The 18,657-nt window shown below is 66.5% G+C and carries 17 protein-coding genes; 8 read left to right on the top strand and 9 right to left on the bottom strand.

Translation table 11 applies throughout. The annotated features are described in order from the left end of the window. Positions 1–48 precede the first annotated feature (48 nt). Positions 49–537 (bottom strand): MarR family winged helix-turn-helix transcriptional regulator, encoded by a 489-nt coding sequence (locus JI745_RS24525; RefSeq protein ID WP_201813076.1) that lies wholly within the window; start codon positions 535–537, stop codon positions 49–51. Between the two features lie 121 nt (positions 538–658). On the opposite strand from JI745_RS24525, the gene JI745_RS24520 reads away from it, so the two are divergent. The 4 genes from JI745_RS24520 to ggt all read left to right on the top strand — a co-directional run bounded on the left by JI745_RS24520 (position 659) and on the right by ggt (position 5,960). After that, positions 659–2,437 carry an ABC transporter transmembrane domain-containing protein gene (locus JI745_RS24520; protein ID WP_201813074.1) on the top strand — a complete coding sequence of 593 codons (1,779 nt, stop codon included), beginning with the start codon at positions 659–661 and terminating at the stop codon, positions 2,435–2,437. Between the two features lie 129 nt (positions 2,438–2,566). Continuing rightward, on the top strand, positions 2,567–3,244 hold the full coding sequence (locus tag JI745_RS24515; RefSeq protein WP_201813067.1) for an OmpA family protein: 678 nt from the start codon (positions 2,567–2,569) through the stop codon (positions 3,242–3,244). Between the two features lie 102 nt (positions 3,245–3,346). Further along, entirely contained in the window at positions 3,347–4,156 is an 810-nt protein-coding gene (locus JI745_RS24510) for a thymidylate synthase (RefSeq protein WP_310738763.1), read from the top strand. A gap of 88 nt (positions 4,157–4,244) precedes the next feature. Beyond that, a complete protein-coding gene (gene ggt, locus JI745_RS24505; protein WP_201813066.1) occupies positions 4,245–5,960 on the top strand; it encodes a gamma-glutamyltransferase in 1,716 nt (571 codons plus the stop codon). A 4-nt stretch (positions 5,961–5,964) separates the two neighbouring features. On the opposite strand, the gene JI745_RS24500 is transcribed toward ggt, so the two are convergent. From JI745_RS24500 to scpA, 6 genes are all read right to left on the bottom strand, one after another. Then, positions 5,965–7,323: an MATE family efflux transporter gene (locus JI745_RS24500; RefSeq protein ID WP_201813064.1), complete on the bottom strand. Its 1,359-nt coding sequence runs from the start codon at positions 7,321–7,323 to the stop codon at positions 5,965–5,967. Between the two features lie 93 nt (positions 7,324–7,416). Then, on the bottom strand, positions 7,417–7,884 hold the full coding sequence (locus JI745_RS24495) for a VOC family protein (protein ID WP_201813063.1): 468 nt from the start codon (positions 7,882–7,884) through the stop codon (positions 7,417–7,419). An 8-nt stretch (positions 7,885–7,892) separates the two neighbouring features. Then, positions 7,893–9,893 carry an acetyl-CoA carboxylase biotin carboxylase subunit gene (gene accC, locus JI745_RS24490; RefSeq protein ID WP_201813062.1) on the bottom strand — a complete coding sequence of 667 codons (2,001 nt, stop codon included), beginning with the start codon at positions 9,891–9,893 and terminating at the stop codon, positions 7,893–7,895. Between the two features lie 11 nt (positions 9,894–9,904). Further along, positions 9,905–11,437 carry an acyl-CoA carboxylase subunit beta gene (locus tag JI745_RS24485; protein WP_201813061.1) on the bottom strand — a complete coding sequence of 511 codons (1,533 nt, stop codon included), beginning with the start codon at positions 11,435–11,437 and terminating at the stop codon, positions 9,905–9,907. A gap of 11 nt (positions 11,438–11,448) precedes the next feature. Further along, positions 11,449–12,441 (bottom strand): methylmalonyl Co-A mutase-associated GTPase MeaB, encoded by a 993-nt coding sequence (gene meaB, locus JI745_RS24480; protein WP_310738762.1) that lies wholly within the window; start codon positions 12,439–12,441, stop codon positions 11,449–11,451. After that, positions 12,438–14,594 carry a methylmalonyl-CoA mutase gene (scpA, locus tag JI745_RS24475; protein ID WP_201813060.1) on the bottom strand — a complete coding sequence of 719 codons (2,157 nt, stop codon included), beginning with the start codon at positions 14,592–14,594 and terminating at the stop codon, positions 12,438–12,440. Before scpA ends, meaB begins: the two co-directional genes overlap by 4 nt. A 153-nt stretch (positions 14,595–14,747) precedes the next feature. On the opposite strand from scpA, the gene JI745_RS24470 reads away from it, so the two are divergent. From JI745_RS24470 to JI745_RS24460, 3 genes are read left to right on the top strand one after another with little or no spacing between them, the layout of a single operon-like run. Continuing rightward, complete coding sequence (locus tag JI745_RS24470; RefSeq protein WP_201813055.1) at positions 14,748–15,428, top strand: GntR family transcriptional regulator; 681 nt, start codon at positions 14,748–14,750, stop codon at positions 15,426–15,428. A 14-nt stretch (positions 15,429–15,442) separates the two neighbouring features. Continuing rightward, the gene (locus tag JI745_RS24465; RefSeq protein ID WP_201813053.1) at positions 15,443–15,958 is read left to right on the top strand and encodes a dihydrofolate reductase; all 516 of its coding nucleotides are present in this window, start codon (positions 15,443–15,445) and stop codon (positions 15,956–15,958) included. Positions 15,959–15,968: 10 nt separating this feature from the next. Next, positions 15,969–16,547, top strand: a complete 579-nt coding sequence (locus tag JI745_RS24460) for a DUF4337 domain-containing protein (protein WP_201813051.1) — start codon at positions 15,969–15,971, stop codon at positions 16,545–16,547. A gap of 93 nt (positions 16,548–16,640) precedes the next feature. Here JI745_RS24460 and JI745_RS24455 read toward each other — a convergent pair whose 3' ends face one another. After that, a complete protein-coding gene (locus JI745_RS24455) occupies positions 16,641–17,192 on the bottom strand; it encodes a hypothetical protein (RefSeq protein ID WP_236675430.1) in 552 nt (183 codons plus the stop codon). A 303-nt stretch (positions 17,193–17,495) separates the two neighbouring features. Here JI745_RS24455 and JI745_RS24450 point away from each other — a divergent pair, with 303 nt between their 5' ends. Further along, positions 17,496–17,897: a response regulator transcription factor gene (locus JI745_RS24450; RefSeq protein ID WP_201813049.1), complete on the top strand. Its 402-nt coding sequence runs from the start codon at positions 17,496–17,498 to the stop codon at positions 17,895–17,897. Between the two features lie 101 nt (positions 17,898–17,998). On the opposite strand, the gene JI745_RS24445 is transcribed toward JI745_RS24450, so the two are convergent. Beyond that, a complete protein-coding gene (locus JI745_RS24445) occupies positions 17,999–18,631 on the bottom strand; it encodes a response regulator transcription factor (RefSeq protein WP_201813048.1) in 633 nt (210 codons plus the stop codon). Positions 18,632–18,657: the final 26 nt, after the last annotated feature.

Below are 18,657 nucleotides of genomic sequence, written 5' to 3'. Positions count from 1 at the left end.
TGCTTAGGCAACTATCTGGGCGGAGGACAGGGCATTGCGGCCCTGGGTCTACTTCTCCGTGTTGTCGCGCATCGCTTCGGCGTTGGCCATGATGCGGCGCAGGTAGCCCAGCAGCGCCTGCCATTCGGTCTTGGAAAAGCCGGCGAGGTGCGCATTCATCACCGCCGCCAATGCCGGCGGCACCATCGCGGCCGCTGCCTCGCCCTCGGGCGTGAGCTCGACGTTGACCACGCGGCGGTCGGCCGTGGAGCGCACGCGCTTGCACAGGCCCTTGGCTTCCAGGCGATCGAGCATGCGGGTGGTGGCGCCGGGGTCGGTCTGCATCTCGCGCGCGAGCTCGGCGACCGTCGCGTTCTGGATCTTCTTCAGCTTGAAGAGCGGCTCCCACTGCGCATTGGTCAGGCCGTGGGGCTCCAGGCGCTTGTCGGTTTCGCTCTTGAGCGAGGTGAGGATGCGGCGAATCAGGTAACCGACGCTGTCGTCGGCGGGGTACTCGTTCGGCCGATAGAAATCCGCAGGTGGGGGTGTGCGAGGCATGCCAAGAATTTAGTTGCCTAAGCAAATACTGTCAAGGCTGCGAAATTCGAAATGATCCCTTGCCAGGATTGAAGGGGATCGCCGCCTGTTCTCGCCGCCGCCCCACCTAGACTCGACGCCCATGCCCGACACCACCCCCGCACCCGCGCGCAACGTCAAATCCCTGAGCGGCCTCGCCCCGTTCCTGCGCCCCTATCGGCTGCACATCTCGCTGGCCGGGCTTTTCCTCGTGCTCGCGGCGGTCACGACGCTCGTGTTCCCCGTCGCACTCAAGTCGCTGATCGACCAGGGCCTGGTCTCTGCCGACCCCGGCCAGCGTGTGATGGCCCTGCGCGAGCACTTCTTCGCCCTCTTCGCCGTGGGCGCGGCGCTCGGCCTCTTCTCGGCGGCACGCTTCTACGCCGTCACCTGGCTCGGCGAGCGTGTCACGGCCGACCTGCGCAACGCGGTCTATGCCCACGTGGTGAAGCAGAGCCCCGAGTTCTTCGAGACCACGCAGACCGGCGAGGTGCTCTCGCGCCTGACCACCGACACCACGCTCGTGCAGACGGTCGTCGGCTCGAGCCTCTCGATGGGCCTGCGCAATGCCGTGATGGGCCTGGGCGCCCTGCTCATGCTCGTGATCACCAACCCGTACGTGATGTCGCAGGTGCTCGGCATCCTGGTGCTGGTGGTGCTGCCGTCGATCTACGCCGGCCGCCGCGTGCGCAAGCTCAGCCGCGCGAGCCAGGACCGCGTGGCCGATTCGGCGGCCATCGCCGCCGAGGTGCTCAACGCCATCCCCGTGGTGCAGAGCTACACGCAGGAGCAGCGCGAGGCCGCACGCTTCGGCCAGTCGACGGAGAACGCCTTCCACACCGCGATCAAGCGCACCCGCGTGCGCTCGCTGCTGGTCGCCTTCATCATCACCGCCACCTTCGGCGCGCTCCTGTGGGGCCTGTACCAGGGCACGCAGGCGGTGATGCGCGGCGTCATCTCGCCGGGGCACCTGGGGCAGACGGTGGTGTACGTGATCATCTTCGTGAGCAGCGTGGCGGTGCTGTCCGAGGTGTATGGCGACCTGCTGCGCGCGGCCGGCGCAACCGAGCGGCTGATGGAGCTACTCGCGGCCCACTCGCCCATCCAGTCACCCGCACGCCCCACCCCGCTGCCGCCCACCGCGGCCGGCTCGTCGGTGGAACTGCGCGATGTCCGCTTCCACTACCCCTCTCGGCCGCAGCTTGCCTCGCTGTCGCAGGTGAACCTGCGCGTGCAGCCCGGCGAGACGGTGGCCCTCGTCGGCCCGAGCGGCGCCGGCAAGAGCACCGTCTTCCAGCTCCTGCTGCGCTACTACGACGCGAGTGCGGGCGAGGTGCTGATCGACGGCGTGCCGGTGCGCGAGGTGGACCTGCACGCGCTGCGCCAGCGCATCGGCATCGTGCCGCAAGACAGCGTGATCTTCTCGGCCAACGCGATGGAGAACATCCGCTACGGCAAGCCCGACGCCAGCGACGAGGAGGTGATCGCCGCGGCCCGCGCGGCCTTCGCCGACGACTTCATCCGCGCCCTGCCCGAGGGCTACGGCACCTTCCTCGGCGAGCGCGGCGTGCGCCTGTCGGGCGGCCAGCGCCAGCGCATCAGCATCGCCCGCGCCATGCTCAAGAACCCCCCACTGCTGTTGCTCGACGAGGCCACCAGCGCGCTCGACGCCGAAAGCGAGCGCATGGTGCAGGCCGCGCTCGAATCGGCGATGCAGGGCCGCACCACGCTCGTCATTGCGCACCGGCTGGCCACCATCCAGCGCGCCGACCGCATCGTGGTGATGGAGCACGGCCACATCGTCGAGACCGGCACGCACGCGAGCCTGATTGCCAGCAACGGCCTGTACGCGCGGCTTGCGGCTTTGCAATTTGAGCAATGAGATGTTGCCGGTGTAGGCAACGTCCGACAGACAGCTCACGCCGCGCTCCGACAGACAGCCCCAAGGGCGCCGCAGAAACTCCTTCGGCATCGGTGCCTGCTGAGGCATCGCTCTAGAAGGAGTCATTCCATGAACAGAAAAGCCGCATCCCCTCTGGTGCCCCGCATCACCCTCGTCGCCATCGCTTCCGCCGCCGTGGCGCTGGCCGGTTGTGAAAGCATGACCCCCACCCAGAAAGGCACCGCCGTCGGTGCCGGCGTGGGCGCTGCAGGCGGTGCCGTGATCGGCAAGGCCGCCGGTGACCGTGCGGGCGTGGGTGCCGTGGTCGGTGGCGCGGTCGGCGCGATCGCCGGCAACATCTGGTCGAAGCGGCAGGAGGAGCGCAAGCGCCAGATGGAGCAGGCCACGCAGGGCACCGGCATCGACGTGACGCGCACAGCCGACAACCAGTTGAAGCTCAACGTGCCGAACGATGTGTCGTTCGACGTGAACAGCGCCAACATCAAGCCCGAGTTGCGCTCCGTGCTCGACACCTTTGCCAACAGCCTGCGCGGCGACCAGAGCGCCCAGCTCACCATCGTCGGCCACACCGACAGCACCGGCTCCGACGCCATCAACAACCCGCTGTCGCTGGAGCGCGCCCGCAGCGTGCGCGACTACCTGGCCGCGCGTGGCGTGTCGGCCAACCGCATCGAGACCGCCGGCCGCGGCGAGCGCGAACCAGTGGCCGACAACAGCACCGATGCGGGCCGTGCCCGCAACCGCCGCGTCGAGATGTATTTGCGCGAACCGGCGCAACAAGGGTGATTCATTCCATCGCGTGAATCACCGCACGAGAAGGGGCGCCCACGAGGCGCCCTTTTTCATGCTCGCGGATAATCCGTCGGCCGCTTTCGAGGAGCCCCCGACGTGACCCGCCCCATCCGTTCCCAGTACGAAGATTTCATGCGTCACGTGCACGAGCACGGCGTCTTCAAGGCCGACCGCACCGGCACCGGCACCAAGAGCGTGTTCGGCTACCAGATGCGCTTCGACCTGAACGAAGGTTTCCCGCTGGTCACCACCAAGAAGATCTTCACCAAGGCGGTGATCCTCGAGCTGCTGTGGTTCCTGCGCGGCGACAGCAACGCCAAGTGGCTGCAGGAGCGCGGCGTGACCATCTGGGACGAATGGGCCGCACCCAACGGCGATCTCGGCCCCGTCTACGGCGTGCAGTGGCGCTCGTGGCCCACGCCCGACGGCGGCCACATCGACCAGATCGCCGAAGTCGTCAACACACTCAAGACCAACCCCGACTCGCGCCGCATCATCGTGAGCGCGTGGAACGTGGCCGAGCTGTCGAAGATGGCGCTGATGCCCTGCCATGCGTTCTTCCAGTTCTACGTGGCGAACGGCAAGTTGAGCTGCCAGCTCTATCAACGAAGCGCCGACATCTTCCTCGGCGTGCCGTTCAACATCGCGAGCTACGCGCTGCTCACCCACATGCTGGCCCAGCAGTGCAACCTCGATGTCGGCGACTTCATCTGGACCGGCGGCGACTGCCACATCTACAGCAACCACACCGAGCAGGTCGCGCTGCAGCTGTCGCGCACGCCCTACCCCTACCCCACGCTTCGCATCAAGCGCAAGCCCGAGTCGATCTTCGACTACCAGTACGAAGACTTCGAGTTCGCGGACTACCAGCACCACGAGACGATCAAGGCGCCGGTGGCGGTCTAGCCCCGCGCACCCCACGCCTGACCCGGCCTTTCTCGACGGCCCGCATGGGCTGTGCTTTCATCGGCGCTCCTCGTTTCTGGAGCCACCGATGACCGTCCCGCGTTTCGTCCTCAGCCTTGCAATCGCCGTCATGCTGCCTGCGGCACATGCGGCATCGGTCGCGCCCGTCGCGGCCGAGAACGGCATGGTCGTCACCGCCCAGCACCTGGCAACGCACGTGGGCGTCGACGTGCTGAAGGACGGCGGCAACGCCGTCGATGCGGCGGTGGCAGTGGGCTATGCGCTCGCGGTCGTCTACCCGGCGGCCGGCAACCTGGGTGGCGGCGGGTTCATGACCATCCAGTTCGCCGACGGCCGCAAGACCTTCCTCGACTTCCGCGAGAAGGCGCCGCTCGCCGCCAAGCCCGACATGTACCTCGGTCCCGACGGCAACGTCGTCAAGGGCCTGAGCACCAAGGGCTACCTCGCGGCCGGCGTGCCCGGCACGGTGCACGGGCTCGAATACGCGCTGAAGAAATACGGCACGATGAAACGCGCCGCCCTCATCGACCCGGCCATCCGCTATGCGCAACGCGGCTTCGTGCTCGACCAGGGCGACATCGACATGCTGAAGACCGCGACCGAGGACTTCCGCCAGGACGCCCCCTCGGCCGCCATCTTCCTGAACAAGGGCGAGGCCTTCGAGGTCGGCCAGAAGCTGGTGCAGAAGGACCTGGCCGCCACGCTCAGGCTCATCCGCGACAAAGGTGCCGACGGCTTCTACAAAGGCCGCACCGCCGCCGAACTCGTGGCCGCGAGCCAGGCCGGCAAGGGCCTCTTCACGCAGACTGACTTCGACCAGTACAGCACCCGCGAGATGGCGCCCATCGAGTGCGACTACCGCGGCTACCGCGTCGTCTCAGCGCCGCCGCCGAGCTCGGGCGGCGTGATCATCTGCGAGATGCTCAACATCCTCGAGGGCTACCCGCTGAAGGACCTGGGCTTCCGCTCGGCGCAGGCGGTGCATTACCAGATCGAGGCGATGCGCCACGCGTATGCCGACCGCAACGCCTACCTCGGCGACCCCGACTTCGTGAAGAACCCGATCGAGCGCCTGCTCGACAAGAACTACGCCGCGAAGATCCGCGCGGTGATCGACCCCGCCAAGGCGGGTGTGTCGCAGGAGATCAAGCCCGGCGTGCCGCCACACGAGGGCAGCAACACCACGCACTACTCCATCGTCGACAAGTGGGGCAACGCCGTCTCGGTGACCTACACGCTCAACGACTGGTTCGGCGCGCGCGTGACGGCCGGCAAGACCGGTGTGCTGCTCAACAACGAGATGGACGACTTCACCGCCAAGGTGGGCGTGCCCAACATCTACGGCCTCGTGCAGGGCGAGGCCAACAAGATCGAGCCCGGCAAGCGCCCGCTCAGCTCGATGAGCCCGACCATCGTGTCGAAGGACGGCAAGCCGGTGCTGGTGGTCGGCACGCCGGGCGGCAGCCGCATCATCACCGTGGTGCTGCACACCATCCTCAACGTCGTCGACTACGGCATGAACATCCAGGAGGCGGTCGACGCGCCGCGCTTCCACCAGCAGTGGCTGCCCGAGGCGACGAACTTCGAGCGCTTCGCGATCAGCCCCGACACGCAGAAGCTGCTCGAAGGCATGGGCCACAAGGTGGGCAATCCGCAGCCCGCCAACCACGTGGCTGCGATCCTCATCGGCGCGCCCTCGCTCGGCGGCAAGCCGGTGGGCAAGAACCGCTATTACGGGTCCAATGACCCCCGGCGCAACTCGGGCCTCGCGAAAGGCTACTGAACGTTCAGGCCGCCGCGGGCTTGGTCACCGCGGCGCGCGGCGGGCCCCAGGGCGTGACGTAGATCGCGATCACCGACGCGATGCCGTAGACCACCATCGCGCCGCCGACCAGCAGGAACATCGCGGTGTCGCTGGCGCCATTCGCGCCCAGCCACAGGCCGAAGCCCAGCACCACCAGGAAACGCGCGGTGCCGGCCAGCACCGTGCCCAGCACCTTGCCGGAGCCCTGCGAGGCGAAGTACAGCGTGAGCCCGAGGCCGAAGAACGGGAACGCCGGCCCGGCCGAGCGCAGGTAGCGCGCGGCGGCGTCGAGCACACCTTGTTGCTGCGTGAACATGCCACTCCACAGGTTGGGCGCCACCGTCACCACCAAGCCCACCACGGCCAGCATCACCGCCGACACCGCGCCCGAGGTCCACGCCACGCGCCGCGCCCGCGTCACGTCGCCGGCGCCGATCGCCATGCCCACCATCGGCACCGCCGCAACGCCGATGCCGAAGGCGATCGGGATGAGCAGGAACTCCAGCCGCGATCCGATGGCATAGCCCGCCAGCGCCTCGACACCGGTGCGTGCCACGAGTGCCGTGATGAGGATGACGGTCGCAACAGACTGCAGCGGCGACAGGCAGGCCAGGCCGCCGACCTTCAGGATGTCGAAGAACATCGCCTTCTGGAGCTTCACGCCGCGCCAGTGCAGTCGCACGCGTGCGTCGGCTCGCATCAGCCGGTGCGCCAGGTAGATCGCCGCACCGGTGAAGGCCAGCACGCTGCCCAAGGCCACCCCTGGCATGCCCAGCCGGGGGAACGGCCCGAGGCCCAGCCCCAGGCACGCACCCAGCACGATCTGCATCGCCGAGGCGGCGAGGATCACGGTCGAGGGCGTGCGCATGTCACCGCTGCCGCGCAGCACCGACGAGAACGAGTTGGTGAGCCACACGCCCACCACTCCGACGAAGAGCACCATGCCATAGCGGGTGGCCTCGGCCAGCACCGCCCCCTGGCCGCCCAGCGCCGCGTAGAACACGTGGCCGAAGGCGATGAAGAGCACCATGAAGAAGAGCCCGCAGCTGCCGCCGATCAGCGCGGCGTGCAAGGCGAGCGTCTCGGCACGCGCCTGGTCCTTCGCCCCGAGCGCCCGTGAGATGGCCGACGAGATGCCGCCGCCCATCGCGCCGGCAGAAAACATCTGCATCAACATCGCGAAGGGAAACACCAGCGCCATCGCGGCCAGCGGTGTGAGGCCGAGCTGGCCGATGTAGGCCGTCTCGGCAATGCCCACCGCCGTGGCCGAGGCCATGGCAAGCACGTTGGGCAAGGCCAGGCGCAGCAGCGTCGGCAGGATGGGGCCGGTCAGCATGGACATCGAGGTCTCCTCCGGGATGCGGGCAGCTTCGCACCATGCGCCAGCTGCCGTCTGTCACCAAGGCGCCTTTATGCCATGACGATCGTCATTCCATTACGAAAGGGCTTTGATGACCTCTTCCGGCGCCTGCACCAGCTCGATCAGCACGCCCTCGCCTGCAATGGGAAACTCGTCGTTGGCCTTCGGGTGCAGGAAGCAGATGTCGTAGCCCGCCGCACCCTTGCGGATGCCGCCGGGCGCGAAACGCACGCCCTGGGCGGTGAGCCATTCCACCGCCTTGGGCAGGTCGTCGATCCACAGGCCGATGTGGTTGAGCGGCGTGGTGTGCACTGCGGGCTTCTTGTCAGGGTCGAGCGGCTGCATCAGGTCGACCTCGACCTTGAACGCGCCCTTGCCCATGGCGCAGATGTCTTCGTCGACGTTCTCGCGCTCGCTGACGAAGTTGCCCGTCACCTCGAGCCCCAGCGTGTCGACCCACAGCGTGCGCAGACGATCCTTGCTGGGCCCGCCGATCGCCACCTGCTGGATGCCCAGCACCTTGAACGGTCTTGTCGTGCTCATTCCCTGGCTCACTCGAACTTCAGGATGATCTGATCGACCGAGAGGCTTTCGCCTTTGCTCGCCGCCACTTCGGCCACCACGCAGTCCTGCGTGGCGGTGAGGATGTTCTCCATCTTCATCGCCTCGATGACCGCGAGCTTCTCGCCGGCCATCACCTTCTGCCCCTTGGTCACCGCCACGTCGACCAGCAGGCCCGGCATCGGCGACAGCAGGAGCTTCGACAGGTCGGGCGGCGCCTTGAAGAGCATCAGCGCGTTGAGCTCGGCGGCACGCGGCGTGAGTACCTTGGCCTCGATCTGCGTGCCGTTGTGCGCCACGCGGTAGGCGAGGCCCATGCGCTCGATCTGCGCGCAGAAGGGCTCACCGTCGAGCGTGCCGCGGATCACGATGTCGCGCAGCGGCGTGACGAAAGCGATGCGGCTGGTCTTGCCATTGATCGTCACTTCGAAGCCACCGCCCTGCTTTTCCACCTTCACCGGCACCTGCTCGGTCTTGCCAAGGCCCAGGTCGGTCACCACCACGAACTCGGTGCCGATCTCCATTTCGTGCCCCGGCAGCTGGCCGGTGATGCGGCTTGCGCGCTCGAGGTGCTTGCGGTTGGCCACCGCCGCGAGCGCGCGCAGGAACATCGGGTCGTCGTGCGGCACCGCTTCGGCCGTGAAGCCCTTGCCGTAGTGCTCGGCAATGAAGCCGGTGTTGAACTGGCCGGCCACGAACTTCGGGTGCGCCAGCAGCGCCGCCTGGAACGGGATGTTGGAGTTGATGCCGCGGATGGCGAAGCCGTTGAGCGCCTCGCGCATCTTGCGGATCGCGTCGAGCCGGTCGCGCCCGTGCACGATGAGCTTGGCGATCATCGAGTCGTAGTACATCGGGATCTCGCCGCCTTCATAGACGCCGGTGTCCACACGCACAGCGTTCTCTTCCTTGGGCGGCGCGTACTTCACGAGGCGGCCGGTCGAGGGCAGGAAGTTGCGGAACGGGTCTTCCGCGTTGATGCGGCATTCCATCGCCCAGCCTTCGCGCTTGATCTCGTCTTGCGTGAAGGGCAGCGTCTCGCCGGCCGCCACGCGGATCATCAGCTCCACCAGGTCGAGCCCGGTGATGCACTCGGTGACCGGGTGTTCCACCTGCAGGCGGGTGTTCATCTCGAGGAAGTAGAAGCTCTTGTCCTTGCCGACGACGAACTCCACCGTACCGGCCGACTGGTAGTTCACCGCCTTCGCGAGCGCCACGGCCTGCTCGCCCATGGCCTTGCGCGTGGCGTCGTCGAGGAAGGGGCTGGGAGCCTCTTCGATCACCTTCTGGTGTCGGCGCTGGATGGAGCACTCGCGCTCCCACAGATAGACGGTGTTGCCGTGGCCATCGCCCAGCACCTGGATCTCGATGTGGCGCGGCTCCTCGACGAACTTCTCGATGAACACGCGGTCGTCGCCAAAGCTGTTGCGGGCCTCGTTCTGGCAGGCGGTGAAGCCTTCGAAGGCCTCCTTGTCGCTGTAGGCCACCCGCAGACCCTTGCCACCCCCGCCGGCGCTCGCCTTGATCATCACCGGGTAGCCGATCTTCTTGGCGATCTCGACCGCCTCTTTCGCACCGGCAATCGCCGCGTTGTGGCCCGGGATCGTGTTGACACGCGCCTCGGCCGCCAGCTTCTTCGAGGCGATCTTGTCGCCCATGGCGGCGATGGAGGCGTGCTTCGGGCCGATGAAGACGATGCCCTCTTCTTCCACCCTGCGCGCGAACTCCTCGTTCTCGCTCAGGAAGCCATAGCCGGGGTGCACGGCCTGCGCGCCGGTCTGCTTGCAGGCCGCGATGATCTTGTCCATCACGAGATACGACTCGCGCGACGGCGGCGCACCGATGTGCACCGCCTCGTCGGCCATCTCCACGTGGCGGGCATCGCGGTCGGCATCGGAGTAGACGGCGACCGTCTTGATGCCCATCTTCTTGGCTGTCTTGATGACGCGGCAGGCGATTTCGCCGCGGTTGGCGATGAGAATTTTTGTGAACATGGTCGTCTCGCTCAGAGAGGAATGTTCCCGTGCTTGCGCCACGGGTTTTCCACTTTCTTGTTTCTCAACATCACCAGCGACCGGCAGATGCGCTTGCGCGTCTCGTGCGGCTGGATCACGTCGTCGATGAAGCCGCGCGCGCCGGCCACGAAGGGGTTGGCGAACTTGGCCTTGTATTCGGCTTCACGGGCGGCGAGCTTCGCCGGGTCGCTCTTTTCCTCACGGAAGATGATCTCCACCGCGCCCTTGGCGCCCATCACCGCGATCTCGGCGTTGGGCCAGGCGAAGTTGACGTCGCCTCTGAGGTGCTTGGAGGCCATCACGTCGTACGCCCCGCCGTAGGCCTTGCGGGTGATGACGGTGATCTTGGGCACCGTGCACTCGGCATACGCGTAGAGCAGCTTGGCGCCGTGCTTGATGATGCCGCCGTACTCTTGAGAAGTGCCCGGCATGAAGCCCGGCACGTCTACATACGTGACGATGGGAATGTTGAACGCATCGCAGAAGCGCACGAAGCGTGCGGCCTTGATGCTGCTCTTGATGTCGAGACACCCCGCGAGCACCAGCGGCTGGTTGGCCACCACGCCGACCGTCTGGCCCTCCATTCGGCAGAAGCCGATCACGATGTTCTGCGCGTAGCCCGGCTGCAGCTCGAAGAACTCAGCGTCGTCGGCACATTTGACGATCAGTTCCTTGATGTCGTACGGCTTGTTGGGGTTGTCGGGCACCAGCGTGTCGAGCGAGAGGTCGATTCGGTCGGCCGGGTCGTGGCTCGGGCGCACCGGCGCCTTCTCGCGGTTGTTGAGCGGCAGGTAGTTGTAGAAGCGGCGCAGCATCAGGAGCGCGTCCACGTCGTTGTCGAACGCCAGGTCGGCCACGCCGCTCTTCGTCGTGTGCGTGGTCGCACCACCCAGCTCTTCGGAGGTCACCTCCTCGTGCGTCACCGTCTTCACGACCTCGGGGCCGGTGACGAACATGTAGCTGCTGTCCTTCACCATGAAGATGAAGTCGGTCATCGCCGGCGAGTACACCGCGCCCCCGGCGCTCGGGCCCATGATCATGCTGATCTGCGGCACCACGCCAGAGGCCAAGACGTTGCGTTGGAAGACCTCGGCATAACCGCCGAGCGAGGCCACGCCTTCCTGGATGCGCGCACCGCCCGAGTCGTTGAGGCCGATGACCGGGGCACCGACCTTCATCGCCTGGTCCATCACCTTGCAGATCTTCTCGGCGTGCGCTTCGGAGAGCGCGCCGCCGAAGACGGTGAAGTCCTGGCTGTAGACGAAGACGAGGCGGCCGTTGATCATGCCGTAGCCGGTCACGACGCCGTCGCCGGGGATCTTGTTGTCCTGCATGCCGAAGTCGTGGCAACGGTGCTCGACGAACATGTCCCATTCCTCGAAGGTGCCTTCGTCGAGCAGCAGCTCGATGCGCTCGCGCGCGGTGAGCTTGCCCTTGCCGTGCTGCGCGGCGATGCGTTTCTCGCCGCCGCCCAGGCGCGCCGCGGCGCGCTTCTTTTCGAGCTGTTCGATGATGTCGTGCATGTGGTGGTCTCTCAGGTTCGGGTGAACAGTTGGAGAAGCGATCGCGCCGCGGCCGAGGGCGCGACGCGGGATTCGTTGACGCTCTTCAGCACCTCGGGCAAGGCCTGGCGCACGTCGGGGTGGCGGCGGAAGTCGCCGAGCAGCGCGGCATGGATCAGGTCCCACATCCAGGCGCGGCCCTGGTGCTGGCGGCGCTGCGCGAACTCGCCGCTCTCGCGGCGATGCGACACAAGGCCCTGCACCTTCTGCCAGAAGGTGTCGACACCCTCGGCCTTGAGCGCACTCAGCTTCAGCACGCGCGAGGGCGCGCCGTCGCCGTGGCCCGCCTGGCCCAGCAGGCGCAGCGAGCTCGCGATCATGGCTTCGGCGCGCGTGGCGGCATCGACGTCGAGGTCAGCCTTGTTGATGACGACGAGGTCGGCCAGCTCCATCACGCCGCGCTTGATGGCCTGCAGGTCGTCGCCCGCATTGGGCAACTGCATCAGCACGAAGAGGTCGGTCATGCCGGCCACCGCGGTCTCGCTCTGGCCGACACCGACTGTCTCGACGATCACCACGTCGTAGCCCGCCGCTTCGAAGACCAGCATCGCCTCGCGCGTCTTCTCGGCCACACCCCCAAGCGTGCCCGACGAAGGGCTGGGGCGGATGTAGGCCTCTTCTCGCGCTGAGAGCTGCTCCATGCGCGTCTTGTCGCCAAGGATGGAGCCGCCGGAGAGGCTGGACGATGGGTCGACCGCCAGCACCGCCACGCGGTGGCCTTGCGCGATCAGGTGGAGGCCGAGCGCCTCGATGAAGGTCGACTTGCCAACGCCCGGTACGCCTGAAATGCCGAGGCGCAACGCCTGGCCGGTGTGCGGCAGCAGTGCGTTGAGCAACTCGTCGGCCCGCACACGGTGGTCGGAGCGGGTCGATTCCAGCAGCGTGATGGCCTTGGCGAGCGCGCGCCGGTCGGCGCTGCGCACACCCTCCATCAGCTGCTGGTCGGTGGCGTCCAAAGGGCTCACGCTTTCGCGATCTGCGCCTTGATCTTCTCGAGCACGTCCTTCGCGCTCGCCGGGATGGGCGTGCCCGGGCCGTAGATGCCCTTCACGCCGGCTTCGTACAGAAACTCGTAGTCCTGCCGCGGAATCACGCCACCGACGAAGACGACGATGTCGTCGGCGCCCTGGGCCTTGAGCGCTTCGATGATGGCGGGCACCAGCGTCTTGTGTCCGGCTGCGAGCGTGGAGACGCCCACTGCGTGCACGTCGTTCTCGATCGCCTGGCGCGCGCACTCTTCAGCGGTCTGGAAGAGCGGGCCCATGTCGACGTCGTAACCGAGGTCGGCGAACGCGGTGGCGACGACCTTCGCGCCCCGGTCATGCCCGTCCTGCCCCAGCTTGGCGATCATCACGCGCGGGCGGCGGCCCTGCTCTTCGGCGAAGGCCGCAATCTCCTGCTGGAGCTTTTCCCAACCTTCGGCGCTGTCGTAGGCGGCTGCATACACCCCGGTCACCTTTTGTGTGTCGGCGCGGTGGCGCCCCCAGACTTTTTCGAGTGCATCGCTCACCTCGCCCACCGTCGCGCGCAGGCGGATGGCCTTGATGGAGAGGTCGAGCAGGTTGCCCGAGCCACTGTCGGCGCATTGCGTGAGCGCGTCAAGCGCCGCCTGCACCGCCTTGGGGTCACGCGTGGCGCGGATCTTCTGCAAGCGCGCCACCTGCGCATCGCGCACCGCGTGGTTGTCGATGTCGCGCGCCTCGATTGGGTCTTCTTCTTTCAGCTTGTACTTGTTGACGCCCACGATCACGTCCTTGCCCGAGTCGATGCGCGCCTGCTTCTCGGCGGCACTCGCCTCGATCTTCAGCTTGGCCCAGCCGCTCTGCACGGCTTTCGTCATGCCGCCCATCGCCTCGACTTCCTCGATGATGGCCCAGGCGGTATCGGCCATGTCCTGCGTCAACTTCTCCATCATGTAGCTGCCGGCCCAGGGGTCGACCACGTTCGTGATGTGCGTCTCTTCCTGGATGATGAGCTGCGTGTTGCGCGCGATGCGGGCCGAGAAGTCGGTGGGCAGTGCGATGGCTTCGTCGAAGGAGTTGGTGTGCAGCGACTGCGTGCCGCCGAACACCGCGGCCATTGCCTCGATGGTGGTGCGCACGATGTTGTTGTACGGGTCCTGCTCGGTCAGGCTCCAGCCGGAGGTCTGGCAGTGCGTGCGCAGCATCAGGCTCTTGTCGTTCTTCGGGTTGAACTCCTTCATGATGCGCCACCACAGCAGGCGCGCAGCACGCATCTTGGCGACTTCCAGATAGAAGTTCATGCCGATGGCCCAGAAGAAGCTCAGCCGGCCCGCGAAGTCGTCGACGTTCAGGCCCTTGGCGAGCGCCGTCTTCACGTACTCGCGGCCGTCGGCCAGCGTGAAGGCGAGCTCCAGCGCCTGGTTCGCGCCCGCCTCCTGCATGTGATAACCCGAGATCGAGATCGAGTTGAACTTCGGCATGTGCTTCGCCGTGTACTCGATGATGTCGCCGATGGCCCGCATGCTCGGCTCGGGCGGGTAGATGTAGGTGTTGCGGACCATGAACTCCTTGAGGATGTCGTTCTGGATGGTCCCACTCAACTTGTCTTGCGGCACGCCCTGCTCTTCGGCCGCGACCACGTAGCCCGCGAGCACCGGCAGCACCGCACCGTTCATCGTCATGGACACGCTCACCTTGTCGAGCGGGATGCCGTCGAAGAGGATCTTCATGTCCTCCACCGAATCGATGGCAACACCGGCCTTGCCCACGTCGCCGGTCACGCGCGGGTGGTCGCTGTCGTAGCCGCGATGGGTGGCGAGGTCGAAGGCCACGCTCACGCCCTGCCCGCCGGCGGCGAGTGCGCGGCGGTAGAAGGCGTTGCTCTCCTCGGCGGTCGAGAAGCCGGCGTACTGGCGGATGGTCCATGGCCGCACCGCGTACATCGTGGCCTGCGGGCCGCGCACGAAGGGCGCGAAGCCGGGCAGCGTGTCGGCGTAGGGCAGACCTTGGGTGTCGTCTGCGGTGTAGAGCGGCTTGACGGTGATGCCTTCGGGCGTCACCCAGTTGAGCGCGTCGACCTGGCCGCCAGGCGCCGACTTGGCCGCGGCCTTGTGCCAGGCGGCCAGCGCCTCGGGTGTGAGCTTGTGTTCAGACATGAGGAGAACCCGGTGTGACGTCTCTCGGGGCGGACGCGGGTCACTGTGAACCTAAAAATCTTGCCGCGCCACCGTAATTCAAAATTGAATTATATCTACAATACCGCGTCGCATTCGTTTTTGTGGCGCCGCACCAAACCATCCCTCACCTTCATGCCGAGCAACCCCCTCACCACCAGCCCGGGCACGGCCGCCGCATCGCCACGCCTGCGCGAAAGCGCGCTTTACGAGCAGGTGGCCGAGCGGCTGCGCGCCCGCATCCTGGCGCATACCCTGGCGCCCGGCAGCTGGATCGACGAGCAGGCCCTGGCGAACGAGTTCGGCATCAGCCGCACACCGCTGCGCGAAGCGCTCAAGGTGCTGGCCGCCGAGGGCCTAGTGACGATGAAGCTGCGCCGCGGGGCCTATGTCACCGAAGTCTCCGAGCGCGACCTGTCCGAGGTCTACCACCTGCTGGCGCTGCTCGAGAGCGATGCGGCCGCGACGGTGGCTCAAAGCGCGACCGATGCGCAGCTCGCCGAGCTGCAGGCCCTGCACGACCAGCTCGAGCGCTGCGTCGACGACCGCGACGCCTTCTTCCGCGCCAACGAGCAGTTCCACCTCAAGCTGCTGCACATCGCCGACAACCGCTGGACGCAGGAGATGGTCGGCGACCTGCGGCGCGTGATGAAGCTCAACCGACACCAGTCGCTGTTCAAGCAGGGCCGCATCGAGGCCTCGCTCGACGAGCACCGCAAGATCATGCAGGCCATCGCCGTGCGCGATGCGGCCAAGGTCAAGCGCCTGATGGAGCTGCACATCCGCCACGGACGCGAGGCCGCCGCGCTGTCCTGACAGAATCGCGGGCCATGCCAAACGCGCCCCGCCCCCCGCTCACGCTGATCGCTGCCGTCGCCCGCAATGGCGCCATCGGCCGCGACAACCAGCTGCTCTTCCGCATCCCTGGCGACCTGCCGCGCCTCAAGCGCCTCACGCTCGGCCACCCGGTCATCATGGGCCGCAAGACCTGGGACTCGCTGCCGCCGAAGAACAGGCCGCTGCCCGGGCGGCTCAACATCGTCGTCACCCGCAACCGCGACTGGCAAGCCGAGGGCGCCGTCGTCGCGCACGGCCTCGAAGACGCGCTGGCGCACACGCGCGGCGCGCAGCAGGCGTTCGTGATCGGCGGCGCCGAGCTGTATGCGCTCGCCCTGCCCCATGCCGACCGGCTCGACCTGACCGAAGTGGATCAAGAGGCCGAGGGCGACGCGTTCTTCCCCGTGTGGGCGCGAAGCGACTACGAGGAAATCGAGCGCGAGTCACACCGCGCCAGCGAGTCGGCACCGTTCGACTACGCCTTTGTCACCTACCAACGAAAACGCTGAGGAGAACACGATGTCTGGAGGAGGTTTCCACGTCCATGGTCCGCACGACCACGAGCTGGAGCATGCGGCGCAACACGAGCCGAGCGGCATGGCTGGCCAGCTGGCGGTGATCACCGCCATCCTCGCCACGGTGGGCGCGATGTTCGCGTACATGGGCGGCGCCACGCAGGCCAATGCGGGCCTCTACAAGAACATGGCGGCCATCAAGAAGACCGAGGCCTCCAACCAGTGGAATTTCTTCCAGGCCAAGAGCACGAAGCAGTCGCTCGCCGAGGTGTCGCGCGACCTGTCGACCGTGCCGGCCGACCGCGAGAAGTACCAGGCCAAGATCGACCGCTACGAGAAGGAAAAGAAGGACATCCAGGCCGAGGCCGAGAAGATCGAGGCCGAGTCGAAGGACTGGGACAGGAAGAGCGACGCCCAGATGCACGAGCACCACCGCTGGGCCCAGGCCACGACGGCGCTGCAGATCGCCATCGCACTCGCTGCGATCGCGCTGCTCACCAAGAAGCGCTGGCTCGAATACGCGGTGCTCGGCGTGAGCGCGGTCGGCGTGGCCCTCGGCGGGATGGCCTGGTTCCACTTCTGACGTCGCCGGGCGGGCGCAGACGCCCACGACAGAAGACACAAAAGAACAAGGCCCGCTTGCGCGGGCCTTGTTCGTCGTCAGCGCTGCAGTCGATCAGGACTTGCCGCTCTGGGCCTTGGCGCTGGACATGCAGGCGTCCTTGGCGTCGCCCGACAGTGCATCGCACTTTTCCTTGGCGACCTTGTAGGTGGCATCGCGCTTGTCGTCCGCAGCATCGGAGCGGGCGCTCTGCGACTTCTTCGCGGCCTTGATGTCGGCCAGCGCCTTGTCCTTCGCGGCCTTGGCTTCCTTCACGCACACGTCCTTGTCGTTGCCGGACTTGTCGTCGCACTTTTCCTTGGCGACGTCATAGGTGGTGTCGGCCTTCACCTTGGCGAGCTTCTCCTGGTCCTGCGGTTTGCCGCTCAGGCTGGCATCCAGCTCGGCCTTGGCGACCTTTTCCTTCGCCTTCGCTTCCTTTTCGCAGACGTCCTTGGCGTTGTCCTTCAGGGCATCGCAGGCCGCCTTGTCGGCCTTGTAGGCGGCCTCGACACGCTCCTTCTCGGCCTTGTGCTGGGCCTTGTCGAGCGCGAGGGCAGAGCCCATTGGCAGCGCCAGCACGGCAGCGGCCACCAGCGAACACTTGAATTGAGAGATTTTGGTCATGGGGTGCTCCTCATGGCTGTTGAAAAGTGGACCGGAGTATCAGCAGCCGGTCAGCGCACGCCCACCAGACAGCGCCGAAAGCGCCTGTAGTGCGAGTCCTACGCCGTTAGGCACGCCACAACGCCGTCAATCGAATAACTGGAAGTCTGCTTGTAGGCATCGTCCGACAGCGCGTTGAGGTTCACGCACATGGCGTTGCAGTCCGATACGTCAGACACTCAGGTGAACATGCAAGCTTTATCTCCCGTCAGCAGCGGTGAAATGTCCGCCCAGGCTCCTGACACACAACAAGGTTCGCCGTCCATGCAGCCGCTGAGGGCCTACATCGTCGAAGACAGTCAGGTCATCCGTGACAACCTGATCGCCACGCTCGAGGAGCTGGTGCCTGTCGAGGTGGTGGGTCACGCGGAAGACGAGGCCTCGGCCATCCAGTGGCTGAAGCGCGCCGACAACATGGCCGACCTCGTCATCGTCGACATCTTCCTGAAGTCCGGCTCGGGCCTCGGGGTGCTCAAGGTCACGCACGACATGCACGCGCGCTGCAACGTGGTGGTGCTCAGCAACTACGCCACGCAGGACATCCGCCGCAAGTGCCTGGAGCTGGGGGCCGACAAGGTGTTCGACAAGTCGAACGAGATCGATGCGCTCATCCAGTACTGCACACGACTGGCCGGTGGCGAAACCGGCCACGGCGCCTTGATGTGACGTGAACGGAGGCAGCGGGCCGAGCGCCGAGCCGCTCCCAAGCCGGCCCGCATTCCCTCGGGGGATGGGCCGACGTAGCCGTCGGCCGAGGGGCGGTCATTTCACTGGATGAGGCCGTTCTTCAGAGCGTAGTAAGTCAAGTCGCTGTTCGACTCGAGCTTCATCTTCTCCATCACCCGCGTCCGGTAGGTGCTGACCGTCTTCACGCTGAGCGACATGCTGTCGGCCATGTGGCTGATGGTCTCGCCCTTGGCCAGGCGCAGGAAGACCTGCAGTTCACGCTCGGAGAGCTGCTCATGCGGCGGCTTGTCGCCCCCGCCGTTGAGCCCGTCGGCCAGGCGCTCGGCCACGCCGGCGGTGATGTACTTGCGGCCGCGCGCCACCGTGCGGATCGCCTTGACGATCTCTTCCGGGTCGCAGTCCTTGTTGAGATAACCGCTCGCACCCTGGCGCAGCAGGGTCGTTGCGTAGTGCTCTTCGGGAAAGCCGCTCAAAATCAGCACCGGCAGGTCGGGCGCGCGCGCCTTGATGCCGGCGAGTGCATCGACACCGCTCTGGTCGGGCATGGAGATGTCGAGCACGATCACGTCGACTTCCCCACCCCGCACGATGTCGAGGGCCTCGCGGCCGTTGTTCGCTTCGGCGACCACGGAGAAATCGGGTTGGTCGGAGAAGAACTGCTTCAACCCTGCGCGAATCATGGCATGGTCATCAACGATGGCAATTCGAATCATGGTGTGCCTCTGTTGTTCCTCAACGA

Origin of the sequence: Piscinibacter sp. HJYY11 (assembly GCF_016735515.1) — a bacterium.
Classification (GTDB): domain Bacteria; phylum Pseudomonadota; class Gammaproteobacteria; order Burkholderiales; family Burkholderiaceae_C; genus Rhizobacter.
The sequence above is the reverse complement of the archived record's forward strand: the minus strand, read 5'-3'. Positions and strand labels throughout refer to the sequence as shown.